The sequence below is a fragment of the Nocardioides sp. JS614 genome, from assembly GCF_000015265.1.
GTDB lineage: Bacteria > Actinomycetota > Actinomycetes > Propionibacteriales > Nocardioidaceae > Nocardioides.
In genome coordinates this window covers 1596982-1612213 of the sequence record NC_008699.1, presented here as the reverse complement: position 1 = coordinate 1612213, position 15232 = coordinate 1596982, and the positions used below count along the sequence as shown (strand labels likewise).

The window sequence follows — 15232 nt, the reverse complement described above, 5'->3', positions numbered from 1 at the left end:
AGTGGGTATTTCGCGAAATTTCTGGAGGAGTTGCCGCCGAGGGGGCCTTCGACGCCTCGACCGACGTCTCGGCAGGCGTCTCGGCGGGGCACCTCAGCCGACGACCGTGAGCACCTCGTCGCCGTACCGCTCGAGCTTGGACCGGCCGATCCCGTTGATCCGCAGCAGCGCTTCCGGTGTGCGCGGCTTGTGCTCGGCGATCAGCTGGAGGGTGGCGTCGGTGAAGACCACGAACGCGGGGACGCTCTCCTCCCCGGCGCGCTCGCGGCGCCACTCGCGCAGTCGCTCGAAGAGCTCCTCGTCGTACGACGCCGGGCAGTCCGCGCAGCGGCCGCGCTTGAGCTCCTGGCCGGTGGCGAGCGGACGCCCGCACTCGCGACAGTTGGCGACCTTGCGGCCGCGCGGCCGCTCGCGCGTGGCGCGCGCGTCGTCAGGCAGCAGCGGCTCGAGGAAGCGCGAGGGCTTGCGGGAGGCGCGGCCGCCGGGGTTGCGCGAGAGCGCCCAGGACAGCGTGAGGTCGACGCGGGCCCGGGTGATGCCGACGTAGAGGAGCCGGCGCTCCTCCTCGACCGCGGCCGGGGTGTCGGCGTAGGTTATGGGCAGGGTGCCGTCCTGGAGGCCACAGAGGAACACCGAGTCCCACTCCAGGCCCTTGGCGGCGTGGAAGGTCGCGAGGGTGACCCCGTCGGCGACCGGGGCGTGCTGCTCGGCGGCGCGCCGGTCGAGGTGGTCGACGAACGCGTCGAGGTCGGCGGCCTCGCCGTCGCGTGCCGACTCGGCGGCGAACTGGGCGGCCTGGTCCACCAGTGCCTGCCAGGACTCCCACCGGTCGCGGGTCTGGCCGCGGGTCGTGGGTGCCTCCGGGCTCCAGCCCATGCCGGCCAGGATCGCCCGCACCACGTCGACCCAGTCGCCGTCGCCGCTCTCGGCGGCTCGGGCGGCCTCGCCGGATCGGGCCGCGCCACGCAGCCGGGTGACCGCCTCGCGGACCTCCGGCCGGTCGAAGAACCGAGCGGCGCCGCGCACGACGTACGGGAGGCCGCGCGCGGCCAGGGCCTCCTCGAACGCCTCGGACTGGGCGTTGATGCGGAACAGCACGGCCACCTCACCGAGCGAGCGGCCGGCATCGCGCAGCCGGAGCACCTGCGCGGCGACCGACTCGGCCTCGGCGACCTCGTCGGGCCGCGGCGTGTAGGTGACCGGCGGCCCCGAGGGCCGCTGTGCCCGGAGCTGGACGCCGGCGCTCGCGGACCCGCCGAGCAGCGCGTTGGCGGCCCCGACGACCTCGGGGGTGGAGCGGTAGTTGCGGACCAGCTCGATGGAGGTCGTGCCGGGGTGGCGGGTCGGGAAGTCGCGCAGGTAGGCGGCGTTCGCCCCGGCGAAGGAGTAGATGGTCTGCGCCGGGTCGCCGACCACGCACAGCTCGTCGCGGCCGCCGAGCCACAGGTCGAGGAGCGCGGACTGGATCGGCGAGACGTCCTGGAACTCGTCGACGACGAACCACTTGTACTGGCGGCGCACCTGGGCCGCGACCCGCTCGTCCTCGGCGAGCAGCCCGGCGGTCAGCAGCAGGACGTCCTCCATGTCCATCCGGCCCTGGCCGCGCTTGACCTCCTCGTAGCTCCCGAAGACCCGGGCGACGGTGTCGGGGTCGTGGCCCGAGACGCTGCGGCCCCGCTGGGCGGCGACGATGGGGTACTCGTCCGGGTGGACGTTGCTGACCTTGGCCCACTCGACCTCCGAGGCCAGGTCACGCAGCAGCGCCTGGTCGGCGTTGAGCCGCTGGCGCCGGGCGGCCGTGGCCAGCAGGCCGATCTTGGACTCGATGAGCGTGGGCAGCTCGGTGCCATAGGAGGTCGGCCAGAAGTAGCGCAGCTGGCGCAGCGCGGCCGAGTGGAAGGTGCGGGCCTGGACCGGGCCGGCGCCCAGGGCGCGCAGCCGACTGCGCATCTCGCCGGCCGCTCGCGTGGTGAACGTGACCGCGAGCACCTCGGTGGGCGCGTAGACCCCGGAGGCCACGCCGTACGCGATCCGGTGCGTGATCGCGCGGGTCTTGCCGGTGCCCGCGCCGGCGAGCACCCGGACCGGCCCGCGCAGTGCCTCCGCGACCTGGCGCTGCTCGGGATCGAGCGCGGTCAGCAGGTCGGCGGGCGTGGCCATTCGGGGGAACATCTCCTAGGGACGGGGCGTTGGACCGGGTGCAGTCAAACCCTAGACGCCGGAGGCGACAGTCCCAGATGAGCTCCTTCACGATGTACACGACCCCGTGGTGCGGCTACTGCCACCGGCTCAAGAGCCAGCTCGACCGTGAGGACATCGCCTACGAGATCGTCGACATCGAGCAGAGCCCCGAGGCGGCCAAGATCGTCGAGTCCGCCAACAACGGCAACCAGACCGTCCCCACCCTCGTCTACCCCGACGGCACCGCCCAGACCAACCCGTCCGTGGCCCAGGTCAAGGAGAAGCTCGCCGCGCTCTCCGTGTGATCGACCCGCCGGCGGCGGGTTGGGGTCTTCGGCGTCCGCGCCGACCGTAACCACGTCGTCGGACGACCGACCACGAGTCCGATCCCGCGAGACGCGGCTACCAGTGGCCGGGGAGCGGGCCGCCGTACCAGTGCTCGACCAGGGACCGGCTGATCGAGACGCCGCCGGGGAGGACCAGGGTGCCGGCCTCGGCCAGCGCCCTCATCTCGGCGCGGGTGAACCAGCGGGCGTCCTCGATCTCGTGCTCGTCCACGCGCACCTCGGTGGTCAGCGCCCGGCCCACGAAGCCCAGCATCAGGCTGGCGGGCAGCGGCCAGGGCTGGTTGCCGAAGTACTCCACATCGCCCACCCGGATGCCGACCTCCTCGAGGACCTCCCGGCGTACGGCGTCCTCGAGCGTCTCGCCCGGCTCGCAGAAGCCGGCGAGGGTCGAGTAGCGCCCCTCGGGCCAGACCGCCTGCCGGCCGAGGAGGCAGCGCTCGTCCTCGACCCCGGGCTCGCCCGACGTCACGAGCATGATCACGGCCGGGTCGGTGCGCGGGAACTGGGTGTGCCCGTTGTCGCAGACCAGCTCGTGGCCCGAGGACCGGGGTCGCAGCGGCTCACCGCAGCGCGGGCAGAACCGGGTCACGAAGAGCCACTCGGCCAGGCCGAGGGCGTGGAACACCAGCGGGGCGCCGGTGACCGCGTCGTCGACCGCGCCCTCGACCAGCCGGGGCAGCAGGCCTCGCAGTGGCGTCCACTCGCCCGGTTCGCCGGTCTTCGAGAGCGCCGCATCGGTCACCACCGCGAACCACGCCCGCCCGTCGCGCTCGCCCAGCAGCACGCGAAGGCCCTCCGGCGCCTCCGCGGGCGAGACCCACTCGACCTGGCCGTCGCGGGGCCGGATCCGGGTGCCGGAGACGACGAGCACCCGCGACTCGGGGTCGGCCCACCGCTGGTCGAGCCACTCGTCGTCGCCGCGGTGCAGCGCGGTGCGGTCGTGGGGGTTGGCCGCGAGCTGCTGGTGCGGATACGTCACCCGGGCGAGGTTAGCCCTAGCCTTGCCCTACGTGAGCACCCACATCGGCGCCCGGCCGGGCGACATCGCCCCCCTCGTCCTCATGCCCGGAGACCCGCTGCGCGCCCGGTGGATCGCAGACACGTTCCTGGACGACGCGCGCTGCTACACCGAGGTGCGCGGCATGTACGGCTACACCGGCAGCTGGCAGGGTCAGCGCGTCTCGGTGCAGGGCTCCGGGATGGGCCAGCCGTCGCTGGCGATCTACGCCAACGAGCTGTTCCGGGAGTACGACGTGCAGTCGATCATCCGGGTCGGCTCGTGCGGCGCGCTGAGCGAGCGGCTCGCCGTACGCGACATCGTGATCGCCTCGGGCGCCTGCACCGACTCCTCGATGAACCGGATCCGGTTCGAGGGGCTGGACTACGCGCCGGTCGCCGACTTCGGCCTGCTCCGCGCCGCCCACGACGCGGCCACGGCGAAGCAGCTCGCCGAGGGGGTGCACGTCGGGCTGATCTTCAGCAGCGACTCGTTCTACCCCGCCAGGCCCGAGCTGGCCGCACGCATGGTCGACTTCGGCGTACTGGCGGTCGAGATGGAGGCGAGCGCGCTCTACACGCTGGCCGCCAAGCACGGCCGGCGGGCACTCACGATCTGCACGGTCAGCGACCACGTCGTCACCGGCGAGGAGACGTCCGCGCAGGAGCGCGAGCAGACGTTCGGGACGATGGTGGAGATCGCGCTCGCCGCCGGGCTCGCCCAGGCCGTGGCGCCCCAGGACTAACCAGCCGGGTCGGTGCGTTCAGAGGACATGGAGATCCTCGACGCGGTGGTGATCGGTGCGGGCCAGGCCGGCCTGTCCGCGTCGTACCACCTCACCCGCCGCGGGATCGACCACGTGGTCCTCGACGCGGCCCCGGCGCCGGGCGGTGCCTGGCAGCACCGCTGGGACTCGCTGACGATGGCCGACGTGCACGGGGTGGCGGCCCTGCCCGACTCGGACGCCCCTGCCGACGGGGCCGGCCGGGCCAACGCCGTGGTGCCGGCGTACTTCGACGCCTATGAGCGCGAGCACCGGTTGCCGATCCTGCGGCCCGTGCGGGTCGACCGGGTGGAGTCCGTGGGCGACCTGCTCGTGGTGCACGCCGGGGACCGCAGCCGGACCGCCCGCACGATCGTCAACGCCACGGGCACCTGGACCCAGCCGCACCTGCCGTACTACCCGGGCATCGGCGACTTCCGTGGCGAGCAGCTGCACACGCGGGGCTACCCCGGTCCGGCGCACTTCCGGGGCCGGCGGGTGGTCGTCGTGGGTGGTGGAGCCTCGGCCGTCCAGCTGCTGGGCGAGGTCGCACCGGTGGCCTCCGACACGCTCTGGGTCACCCGGCGCGAGCCGGTCTGGCGCACCGACGACTTCACCCCGGACCGCGGCCGCGAGGCCGTCGCACTGGTCGAGGACCGGGTGCGGCGCGGCCTGCCACCGACCAGCGTCGTCGGGGTGACGGGTCTGGTGCTGCGGGAGCAGGAGCGCGAGGCGGAGCGGCTCGGCGCCTACGAGCGGCACCCGATGTTCGTCCGGATCGAGCCGGACGGCGTCCGGATGCCCGACGGCACCCTGTGGGCCGCCGACGCGATCGTCTGGGCGACCGGCTTCCGGGCGGCGATCGGGCACCTCGCGCCGCTGCGGCTGCGCTCGACCCACGGCGGGATCCAGCTCGACCACGCCGGTACGACGGCGCTCGCCGACGCGCGGGTCCAGCTGGTCGGCTACGGGCCGTCGGCGAGCACGATCGGCGCCAACCGCGCCGGCCGGGCCGCCGCCCGCGGCGTCGCCGCCTGGCTGGATCGCGCGCGGGTCGCCGGGGACGTCTCGACCGCCTGACCGCACGCGCCCGACAAGCTGGAGTCTGTGACGTACCAGGCACGTCACCGACTCCACTCAGCCGCCGACCAGCACCGGCCGTGCCGTCACGACCCGCAGCCCCTCGGCCGCACCGGGGATCGTCACCGTCCCGTCCACGTGCCGCCACCCGCCGGCACCGACCCGGAAGTCGGCCGCATACGTCGTGTCCACCCGCACCACCACCCGACCCCGCCGCAGGTAGCGGTGGGTGATCTCCAGGTCCGGGTACGGCGACCCCGCACCCCTGGTCCGCTCACTGACCCCGTCCCCGTACTGCCAGGTGAACGCCTCGGGCCAGATCCGCAGCTCCACCCGGCGCCCCAACAACCGCACCACCCGGGTCAGCTCACCGCGCTCGGTGTAGAAGTTCGTCTCGAAGTTCACCAGCGTCCGCCCACCCGGCGGCTGCACCACCAGCTCCGAGGCCGGCAACGGGACCCGCCGGAAGGCGCGCAACACCAACCCCGGCGTCACCGCCGGCGACGCGGCGACCGCGGCATCTTCGGGACAACTGCTCTCGTAGCTCGAACGAGTGCCGTCTGGCGTTTCGAACCAGGTGTAGGTCATGAGTGTGCCGTCGTGACATCTAGCCGGCTCAGCGCACGTGTCCAAGCCACCGAGACCGACCGCACATTGCGTCTCATGGTGCCAAGCTCCGGGTATGGCGCCGGCCGGAGTCGGTCCGCCACCGGAAGTAAGGCTCGGCTCCGACTCATCCATGCCGGTAAGGGTGAAACCCGTCTGATTGGGCGTCACATGGTGACTGTCCGCGTGCGACGCCCAAGGCAGGACCACGAGCCAGATGACGAGCATATAGACGGGAGCGCGCATCAACGCTCACCCCAATAGACCATGCGCCATTCGTCGTCGGTCGACAGCACTAGGACTGCCCGCAGCCGGACGGTTCCAGGCTCGAAGATCTTGTCCTTGGCGGGGCCTGGGTAGTCAACCCGCTGACGAGTGCTGGTGAGTTTGAACTCAACCGTTGCCTCGTGCACTCCATTGTCGGCAGCGAACGTGGTCCTGGCGTGAGAGACGGTCTGGATCCCACCAGTGATCTCGCCATCCGCCGCAAACACATCTTGGAGGTAGCCAATGCCTCGCGTGCAGGCGGCGCATTCAGACCTCGCAATGCGCTTCAGTCCAACCAGGTCGCCGGTTTGTTCGGCGTAGTTGACCATCTCCCAGTAGAACCGCACGAACGCCTCAGCCGCGGCCGCGTCGCTCCCCCGCGCGGCGGCCGGCATGGTCGGCTCCACCGGCCCCGACACCGCGGTGGTGGACGGCGAGGTGGGTGCCGAGGAGGACGGCGGGGCGAACCTGGGCTGGGGGTCGTCGCCGGAGCAGGCGCCGAGCGCGAGCACCGACACGACACACAGAGCGGCGACGACCGTCCGAGACCGGGTCACGGCGACGATCATTCCCCCTCCGGACGCACAGCGAAACCGCCGCACCGTCACCTGTGGAGATCCGGCCGCGCAGGGTCAGGAGGTGCCGTCCAGCAGCGCTTCCAGCGCAGCCCGGTCCGGCAGGTCCGGCGGCTCGACCACCTCGCCGGTGCGGACGTAGTAGAACGCCGCGCGGACCCGCTCGAGCGGCAGGTCGTGGAGCTCGGCCCAGGCGAGTCGGTACAGCGCGAGCTGGAGCGGGTCGGCGGTCGCGGCGCGGTTGGTCTTCCAGTCCACGACGAGGAACCCGTCGCCCTCGGGCGTCGACTCGGCGTACACCGCGTCGATCCGACCGCGCACCACCTGGCCGGGCCCACCCGGATGACGGAGCACGAGCGCGAACGGCGCCTCCACCTGGTGCGGCGTCCGGGTCGCGAAGGGGCCGGCCTCGAAGGTCGCGATCAGCTCCTTGAGGTCGGAGTCGTCGTCGATGCCGGCGTCGGCCCGGCCGGGCAGGTCGCCGTAGTCGAACAGGTCCTGCTGGCCGAACCGTGCCTCCACCCAGGCGTGGAAGCGGGTGCCGAACCGCGCCGCAGACGACGGCGGCCGGGGCATCGGCCGGGCCAGCTCGCGGGCGAACGTCTCGGGGTCCTCGCGGAGCCGAGCGAGGGCGGTGGCGGACAGGCTGGGGGGCAGCGGGACGGCGAGGTCGGTGCTGCGGTCGCGCCGGGCCTCGGCGAGCAGCCGCTCGAGCTCGGCGTCCCACTCGGCCACCCGCGCGGTCTCGATCATGTCGAGGCCCGCGTCGACGGCCGCAGCGTCGACCTCGCGGACCCGGCGGGCCGCCTCGATCCGCAGCGCCGCCTCGCGGCCGGTGCCGGTCGCCGGCCACGGCCGCGACGGATCGACGGCGTCGTAGGGGTTCGGGTCACCCTTCTCGGGCCTGGCCAGCCAGGTGGGCGGCTCCGCCCAGTCGTGGAGCTGGTCGCGGACCACCTGCTGGTAGGCGGACGGGCCGAACGGCGTGGCCCGCGGGCTCCAGAGGTACGACGTGACCGACAGCCGGCGGGCGGCCCGGGTGAAGGCGACGTACCCGAGCCGGAGCTCCTCCTCGGCGTCGTGGTCGCGGGTGGCGGCGCGGTAGGCGTCGAGCGCGGCCTTGTCGTGACCGGCCAGCTGCGGCAGGTCGCCGGCGTCGCCTCGCAGCGGTGCCGGCAGGATCGCCGGCGAGGAGGTCCACAGCGTGCGGGACCGGTTGGACGGGAACCGGGTCTCGCAGACGCCGACGAGGAAGACCGAGTCCCACTCCAGGCCCTTGGCCCGGTGCACGGTGAGCAGCTTGACCGAGTCGGCCTCGGTCGGGGTCGCGACGTCGAGGCCGTTGCCCTGGTCGTCCTCGGCGGTCAGGTAGGCGAGCAGCGCGGGCAGCGTCACGTCCCCGTCGACGGCCTGGAACTCGGCGACCGCCTTCACGAACAGGTCGAGGTTGTCGCGGCGGGCCGCGGCCGCCGGGCTGACCGCCGAGCCGAGCTCGACGTCGGTGCCGCTGGTGTCGATGATCCGGCGGACGATGTCGAGCAGGGGTTCCCCGACGTACGTGCGCAGCATGCGGAGCTCGGCGGACAGCAGCCCGAAGCGCTCCAGCGCCTCGGGCGAGTAGGCGTGCTCCCCCGGGTCGGCGAGCGCGTCGTCCAGCGACGGGAGCTCGGCGGGGTCGATGCCGTCGGCGATCTCGAGGAGCTGGTCGGTGATCGACGCGGCGTCGGCACCGCGACCATGCCGGCCGGCGATCTCGAGCGCGCGCCGGCCGAGCAGCCGCAGGTCGCGCGGGCCGATCGCCCAGCGCGGCCCGGTGAGCAGGGTGAGCAGCGCGGCGTTCGCCGTGACGTCGTGCAGCAGGGTCAGGGTGGCGACGATCTCGGCGACCTCGGGCAGCCGGAGCAGGCCGGAGAGGCCGACGATCTCGACGGGGACGCCGGCGCTGGTCAGCGCGTCGAAGACGTCCTCGGCGTGTGCGTTGTCGCGGGTCAGCACGCCGATCTGCGCCCAGCCCCCGTCGGCGGGCAGCCCCTCGTGGGCCTCCTTCACCGCGCCGACCAGCCAGGCCAGCTCGTCGGCGTGCGTCTCGAACACCTGCGTGGTGACCGTGCCGGTCTCGGCCTCGGGCTTGGCGACCAGGGGCTCGACCTGGCCGTACTTCTCGTACAGCGGCGCGGCCAGCCGGTTGGCGACCTCGAGGATGCGGGCGTCCGAGCGCCGGTTGACCGTGAGGGGGTACGTCGGGACGGCTCGTGAGCCCGCGGCCGGGAAGGTGTCGGCGAAGTTGAGGATGTTCGAGACCGAGGCGCCACGCCAGCCGTAGATCGCCTGGTTCGGGTCGCCGACCGCGGTCACCGGATGGCCGCCGGAGAAGAGCCGGGACAGCATCACGGCCTGGGCGACCGAGGTGTCCTGGTACTCGTCGAGCAGCACCACCTTGAACCGGGACCGCTCGAGCTCCCCCACGTCCGGCTGCTCGCTGGCCAGCCGGGCGCCGAGCTCGATCTGGTCGGAGAAGTCCATCAGACCGAGGTCGCGCTTGAGCCGTCGGTACGCCTCGACCAGGCCGAGCAGCTCGCCCCGCCGGTCGATCGCCGAGATGGCCTTCTCGATCGCCTCGCGGTAGGTGACGCGGTTCTTGCCGGCGACCTCCTCGGCGAGCGCGGCCTCGAAGCCCCGGCACGCCTCGGTGTCGATCTCGCGCACGGCGTCGGGGCCGACGAGGTGCTCGCTCATCGCGCTGTCGAGGGCGAGGAGGTTCTGGATCACCGTCTCGGGGTGGTCGGAGAGGTAGCGCACGTCGCCGGTGTAGCGGTCGACCGCGCGAGCTCCCAGCTGGTAGCGGGCGGCGTCGGTGATGACGCGCGTGTCCGGCTCGTGGCCGATCCGCAGGCCGTGGTCGGTCAGCAGGCCCGCGGCGTACGCGTTGTAGGTCGCGACCGTCGGCTCGAGGACGTCGCTCTGCCCGTCACCAGGGGCCTCTTCCGGTTCCTCCAGGGCGCCGGCGGCCTTCAGTGCCTGGCGGATCCGCTGGCGCAGCTCGCTCGCGGCCTTGGTCGTGAACGTCAGGCCGAGCACCTCGTCGGGGCGCACCTGCCCGGTGACGACGAGGTAGACGACGCGCGCGGCCATCAACGTGGTCTTGCCGGACCCGGCGCCGGCGATGACGACGGCCGGCGCGAGCGGGGCGGAGATCGCGGCCCACTGCTGGTCGCTGGGGGCGTACGGCGTGCGCATCACGGCCGCGAGCTCCTCGGGCGTGCTGATCCGGCGGCTCATTGGGCGGTCACCGACCCGGCACTCTTGATCGGGCAGATCGCGACGAAGCTGCAGTCGCGGCAGTGCTGGCCGGCGACCGCCGGGAACGTCTCGGCGCGCAGCAGGGCGGCGGCATGGTCGAGCCGCCGGCGGAGGTCGTCGCGCGCCGGGCCGTCCTCGGGCTGGGCGTCCTGCGCCTGGACGACAGCGGCCTCGCCGCCGTCGGTCAGGCCGAGCTGGACGAGCTCCGCGCCGCCGGCATGGGCGCCGGGTGCGAGGTCGGCGAGGGCGCCGTGGTCGACGGCGTACTGGTAGAGGCCGAGCTGGACGTGGCCCTCGACCGCCCTGTTGCTGGGCTTGGTGCGCCCGGACTTGAGGTCGACCACGACGACGTGGCCGTCCGCGTCGAGCTCGACCCGGTCGGCGTAGCCGCTGATCTTGACCTGCTCGCCGCCCTCGAGCGCCACGACGGTGGTGAACGGCGCCTCGGTGGCGATCAGCTCGCGCGGGTTGGCGAGGTGCCACTGGAGGAACCGGCCGATCGCCGCGCGGACCCGGTCGTGCTCGCGCGCCCTCGACCAGGGCGTGCGGAAGTCGAGCCGGTCCCACACCGCGTCGACGTGCTCCATGAGGACCTCGACCGCGGGCTCGAGCTCACCGGCCGCGACCCGCTGGGCGAGTGCGTGGAGCAGCTCGCCGAGGTTCGCGGACTGGTGGGCGCGCGCGCTGCCGCCGGCCTCGCGCTCGAGGAACCACTGGGTCGGGCAGACCGCGACCGCCTCGAGCACGCTCGCCGAGACCGGCACCGGCTGGCCGGGGTCGCGGATCGGCTCGACCGAGCGGGTGGCGGCGCGGGTGCCCCACCAGCTCGACGGATCGGCGATCCGGACCTCGGGCGCCAACCGCGCGAGCCGGCGGGCGGCGGCCTCGCGGAGCGGCTCGGAGGTCTCGGGGTCGGCGAGCGTACGGCGCAGCTCGGCGACCAGCCCGGGGAGCGAGAGCGGCCGCGGCGGCCGGCCGACGACGCGCTCGACGCCCACCCCGAGCTCGTCGAGGAACCGGGACGGCTGCTCGCCCTCGTCGTCGGGCGACGCGACCGCGGTGACGACCAGCCGCTGCCGGGCGCGGGTGCAGGCGACGTAGAAGAGCCGCCGCTCCTCCATCAGCAGCTCGCGGGTCGACACCGGCGGCACCACGCCGTGCTCACCGATCCGGTCGGCCTGCAGCAGCGTCGAGCGGCGCCGCAGGTCCGGCCAGCCGTCCTGCTGGACGTGGGCGACGACGACCAGTCGCCACTCCAGGCCCTTGGCGCGGTGGGCGGTCAGGAGGCGTACGGCGGCGCCGCGGGCGCCCCGTTCGGCGAGCGTGTCGGCCGGGATCTGCTGCTGCACGAGCGTCGCGAGGAAGGCTCGGACCCCGACGTGGTCGCGCTGCTCGTCCGCGCGGGCGGCGACGTCGAACAGCGCGCACACCGAGTCGAGGTCACGGTGGGCCCGGCGGGCCGCCCCACCGCCGAGGTCGACCGACCGGCGCAGCCGGGCCGGCCAGCCGGTGCGGGACCACAGCGTCCAGAGCAGCTCCTCGGCCGAGGCGCCGACGCGCAGCGCCTCGCGGGCGTCGAGCAGGAGCTGGGCGAGCGCCCGGGCGCGGACCACCTCGGGGCCGTCCAGCCCGTCGAGGAAGCCCGGCTCGACGACCACCCGGCGGACCAGGTCGCGGGAGGTGCGCGGGGTGCGGGCCTCGGCCTTGCCCTGCTCCTTCTCGCGGGTCCGCAGCCGGCGCGCGAGGCGGCGCAGGTCACCCGCGTCGAGCCCGCCGAGCGGGCCGAGCAGCAAGCCCTCGGCGCGCGCGGGGTCGAGACTCCACCCGTTCTCCGGGGCGACGTGCTCCACCTCGCCCTCGTCCGGCCGAGTGTCGAGGTCGACCACGGCACGCAGGGCGTCGAGCAGCGGCAGCACCGCCGGGTCGCGGACCAGCGGCACCTCGTCGCTGGCCACCTCGACCGGCACCCCGGCGGCGCCGAGCGCTCGGCGCAGCGGCGGGATCGACGTACGGCCCGAGCGGACCAGCACCGCCATCTGGTCCCACGGGACGTCGTCCTCCAGGTGGGCCCGGCGGAGCAGGTCGGCGAGGTGCTCGGCCTCGGCACGCTCGGTGTCGAAGGTGCGGACCAGCACCCGCCCGTCGCCGAGCGGGTTGGGCTGCGCCTCGGGCGCGAGGAACGCCGAGCGCGCCTCCTCGGGGATGCTGCCCGGCAGCGCCAACCGCCCCGCGACCCGCTGCGAGGCGATCAGCAGCCGGGGCCCGAACCGGCGGGTGGTGCGCAGCGCGACCACGTCGGCCGGCGCGCCGTCGGTGCGGGGGAACGCAGTGGGGAACTCGAGGATGCCGCGCACCTCCGCGCCCCGGAACCCGTAGATCGACTGGTGCGGGTCACCCACGACGACGAGGTCGCGACCGTCGCCCGCCAGCGCGCGGAGCAGCGCGACCTGGCCGGGGTCGGTGTCCTGGTACTCGTCGACGAACACCGCACCGATCCGTGCTCGGAGCTCGTCGCGGTGGGTCTCGGCCTCGATGGTCGCGCGGCGGATCAGGTCGGCGTAGTCGGTGGCGCCCTGGGAGTCGAGGTTGGTGAGGTACTGGTCGAGGAAGAGCCCCGCGGCGACGTACTCCGGCAGGCCCTCGGCCTCGCCGAGCGCCTGCAGGGCGACCCCGTCGAGGCCCTTCTCGCGCGCGCGGGACAGCACGGAGTGGACCTCGCGGGCGAAGCCGCGGGTGCCGAGGGCGCGGGCCAGCGAGTCCGGCCAGACGACCGACTCGGGATGGTCGGTGAGGAGCTCGCGGAGCACGACGTCCTGCTCGGGGGCCGACAGCAGCCGCAACGGCGCCTCGTAGAGCTCGGCCGGGGAGTAGCGCCGGATCAGCGCGTAGGCGAAGGAGTGGAAGGTCGAGCTCATCGTGGTCGACATGGTGCGTCCCAGCCGGGCGGTGACCCGGTCGCGCAGCTGCTCGGCGGCCTTGCGGGAGAACGTCAGCGCCAGGACCTCGTCGGGCTTGGCACCGCGGGACTCGATGCGGTCGACGATCGCCTCGACCAGGGTCGTGGTCTTGCCGGTGCCGGGGCCGGCCAGCACCAGCAGCGGCCCGCCGGGATGGTCGACCACCCGGCGCTGGTGCTCGTCGAGCTCGGGAACGCGCACCGTCGCCTCCGGCCGCTGGAGGCGGTACGTCGTCGCGGTGGTCGGCATGTGGCCATTCGACCATCCGCCGCCGACAGCGTCCGTCAACGGCCCGACAATGGGCCGGTGAGTCAGCGAACCGTGGCGATCCTGGCCTTCGACGACATGGAGGTGCTCGACTACGCCGGCCCGTACGAGGTGTTCAACGTCGCCGGCGAGCTGGGCGAGGGCGCGCCGTTCTCGGTGTTCTCGGTCGGCCTGACCGGCGCCCCGGCCGTCGGGCGGGGCGGGTTCACCGTCCTGCCGGCGTACTCCCTCGACGACGCGCCGCCGCCCGACCTGCTCGTGGTGCCCGGCGGCGCGGGCACCCGGCCGCTCCTGCATGACGAGCGGCTGCTCGCGTGGGTGCGCGAGCGCGCGGCCGAGGTCGAGCTGCTGCTGTCGGTGTGCACCGGGGCGCTGCTGCTCGGCGCGGCGGGGCTGCTGGAGCGGCGGCCGGCGACCACGCACCACGATGCGTACGACGAGCTCGCGGCGCTCTCCCCCACCACCCAGGTCGTGCGCGGCCAGCGGTTCGTGCGCAGCACCGAGACGATCCTCACCTCGGCCGGTGTCTCCGCCGGTGTCGACCTCTCGCTGCACGCCGTGCAGCTGCTGGCCGGCCAGGTCACCCGCGACCTCGTCGTAAGCGAGATGGAGTGGATGTGGCAATCGTGACTGGCCCGGCCCGGGGCCGGTTGTCACCTCTGGCCGTAGGCGTTCCCACGGGCGGTCGATAGCGTCCTGCCATGACTGAAGGCCCCCTCTCCGACCTGGTCGTGCTCGACCTGACCCGCGCCCTCGCGGGCCCGCACGCCGCGATGATGCTCGGCGACATGGGCGCGCGGGTGATCAAGATCGAGCCGCCCGCCGGCGACGACACCCGCGGCTGGGGTCCGCCGTTCGTCGGCGCGGACGACGAGCGCGAGTCGACGTACTTCCTCTCGGCGAACCGCAACAAGGAGTCGATCGTCCTCGACCTGAAGTCCGAGGACGACAAGGACGTGCTGGCGCGGCTGGTCGAGCGGGCCGACGTGCTGATGGAGAACTACCGCGTCGGCGTGCTGGACCGCCTGGGCTTCCCGGTCTCGCGGCTGCACGAGCTCAACCCCGGGCTGGTGGTGCTGAGCATCACCGGCTTCGGGCACGACGGGCCGGAGGCCACGCGGGCGGGCTACGACCAGATCGCGCAGGGCGAGGGCGGGCTGATGTCGATCACCGGCACCACCCAGCCCACCAAGGTGGGCGTCCCGATCGCGGACCTGATCGCCGGCATGAACGGCGCCTTCGGCGTGCTGGCCGCCCTGCACGAGCGCACCCGCACCGGCCGCGGCCGGGTGGTCCGGACCTCGCTGCTCGCCGGGATGGTCGGCGTGCACGCGTTCCAGGGCACCCGGTGGACGGTCGCCGGCGAGGTGCCCGGGCTGGCCGGTGACCACCACCCCTCGATCGCGCCGTACGGCATGTTCGCGACCGCGACCGCGCCCGTGCAGATCGCGTGCGGGTCGGAGAACCTGTGGCGCGCGCTGTGCACGGCGTTCGGCTGGGACGCCGCGGAGCCGGGCTTCGCCACCAACCCCGAGCGGGTCGCCAACCGCGACGCGCTGACCGCGCGGATCGAGGACCTGTTCGCCACCGAGCCCGCCGAGCACTGGCTGGCGGCGCTCGCCGACGCCGGCGTGCCGTCGGGCAAGGTGCGCTCGATGGACGACGTGTACTCCTGGGAGCAGACCCTGTCGCAGGGCCTGCTGCTCGCCGTCGAGCACGCCACCCAGGGCGAGCTGAAGCTGCCCGGGTCGCCGATCCGCTTCGACGACGACCCGTGGTCCGGTGGCCGGTCCACCCACCTGGCGCCGCCCACGCTGGGCCAGCACGACGCCTCGATCCGGGAGTGGCTCGACTCGTGAGCTGAATGCGGGCGGGCGGGCCCCAGCCGGCGC

General features: G+C 73.8%; 11 protein-coding genes. 5 read left to right on the top strand and 6 right to left on the bottom strand.

What is annotated here, in order from left to right; translation table 11 throughout:
- Positions 1–93: 93 nt before the first annotated feature.
- Positions 94–2160: an ATP-dependent DNA helicase UvrD2 gene (locus NOCA_RS09085; RefSeq protein ID WP_011754978.1), complete on the bottom strand. Its 2067-nt coding sequence runs from the start codon at positions 2158–2160 to the stop codon at positions 94–96.
- Between the two features lie 77 nt (positions 2161–2237).
- Between NOCA_RS09085 and NOCA_RS09080 the strand changes: the two genes are divergently transcribed.
- On the top strand, positions 2238–2486 hold the full coding sequence (locus NOCA_RS09080) for a mycoredoxin (RefSeq protein WP_011754977.1): 249 nt from the start codon (positions 2238–2240) through the stop codon (positions 2484–2486).
- A 97-nt stretch (positions 2487–2583) separates the two neighbouring features.
- Here the strand turns inward: NOCA_RS09080 and nudC are convergent, their stop codons facing one another.
- Positions 2584–3507, bottom strand: coding sequence for an NAD(+) diphosphatase (gene nudC / locus NOCA_RS09075; protein ID WP_011754976.1), 924 nt, complete (start codon positions 3505–3507; stop codon positions 2584–2586).
- A gap of 31 nt (positions 3508–3538) precedes the next feature.
- Here nudC and deoD point away from each other — a divergent pair, with 31 nt between their 5' ends.
- Entirely contained in the window at positions 3539–4270 is a 732-nt protein-coding gene (gene deoD, locus NOCA_RS09070; protein ID WP_011754975.1) for a purine-nucleoside phosphorylase, read from the top strand.
- 27 nt (positions 4271–4297) lie between these two features.
- Complete coding sequence (locus tag NOCA_RS09065) at positions 4298–5368, top strand: FAD-dependent oxidoreductase (protein WP_011754974.1); 1071 nt, start codon at positions 4298–4300, stop codon at positions 5366–5368.
- A gap of 57 nt (positions 5369–5425) precedes the next feature.
- Here the strand turns inward: NOCA_RS09065 and NOCA_RS27490 are convergent, their stop codons facing one another.
- The 4 genes from NOCA_RS27490 to NOCA_RS09045 all read right to left on the bottom strand — a co-directional run bounded on the left by NOCA_RS27490 (position 5426) and on the right by NOCA_RS09045 (position 13322).
- Complete coding sequence (locus NOCA_RS27490; protein WP_158305649.1) at positions 5426–5848, bottom strand: hypothetical protein; 423 nt, start codon at positions 5846–5848, stop codon at positions 5426–5428.
- A 371-nt stretch (positions 5849–6219) separates the two neighbouring features.
- On the bottom strand, positions 6220–6810 hold the full coding sequence (locus tag NOCA_RS09055) for a DUF6318 family protein (protein WP_011754972.1): 591 nt from the start codon (positions 6808–6810) through the stop codon (positions 6220–6222).
- Positions 6811–6873: 63 nt separating this feature from the next.
- Complete coding sequence (locus tag NOCA_RS09050) at positions 6874–10095, bottom strand: ATP-dependent DNA helicase (RefSeq protein ID WP_011754971.1); 3222 nt, start codon at positions 10093–10095, stop codon at positions 6874–6876.
- Positions 10092–13322: an ATP-dependent helicase gene (locus NOCA_RS09045; RefSeq protein ID WP_041546416.1), complete on the bottom strand. Its 3231-nt coding sequence runs from the start codon at positions 13320–13322 to the stop codon at positions 10092–10094. The genes NOCA_RS09050 and NOCA_RS09045 overlap by 4 nt, the downstream gene beginning before the upstream one ends.
- A 57-nt stretch (positions 13323–13379) precedes the next feature.
- On the opposite strand from NOCA_RS09045, the gene NOCA_RS09040 reads away from it, so the two are divergent.
- Both NOCA_RS09040 and NOCA_RS09035 read left to right on the top strand, forming a co-directional pair.
- Complete coding sequence (locus NOCA_RS09040; RefSeq protein WP_041546415.1) at positions 13380–13970, top strand: DJ-1/PfpI family protein; 591 nt, start codon at positions 13380–13382, stop codon at positions 13968–13970.
- Between the two features lie 71 nt (positions 13971–14041).
- Entirely contained in the window at positions 14042–15199 is a 1158-nt protein-coding gene (locus NOCA_RS09035) for a CaiB/BaiF CoA transferase family protein (RefSeq protein ID WP_011754968.1), read from the top strand.
- Positions 15200–15232: the final 33 nt, after the last annotated feature.

Excerpts from the sequence above, each read along its gene's own strand:
- NOCA_RS09085 (WP_011754978.1), bottom strand. The coding sequence starts at position 2,160 with ATGGCCACGCCCGCCGACCTGCTGACCGCGCTCGATCCCGAGCAGCGC.
- NOCA_RS09080 (WP_011754977.1), top strand. The coding sequence starts at position 2,238 with ATGAGCTCCTTCACGATGTACACGACCCCGTGGTGCGGCTACTGCCAC.
- NOCA_RS09065 (WP_011754974.1), top strand. The coding sequence starts at position 4,298 with ATGGAGATCCTCGACGCGGTGGTGATCGGTGCGGGCCAGGCCGGCCTG.
- NOCA_RS09055 (WP_011754972.1), bottom strand. The coding sequence starts at position 6,810 with ATGATCGTCGCCGTGACCCGGTCTCGGACGGTCGTCGCCGCTCTGTGT.
- NOCA_RS09050 (WP_011754971.1), bottom strand. The coding sequence starts at position 10,095 with ATGAGCCGCCGGATCAGCACGCCCGAGGAGCTCGCGGCCGTGATGCGC.
- NOCA_RS09045 (WP_041546416.1), bottom strand. The coding sequence starts at position 13,322 with ATGCCGACCACCGCGACGACGTACCGCCTCCAGCGGCCGGAGGCGACG.
- NOCA_RS09035 (WP_011754968.1), top strand. The coding sequence starts at position 14,042 with ATGACTGAAGGCCCCCTCTCCGACCTGGTCGTGCTCGACCTGACCCGC.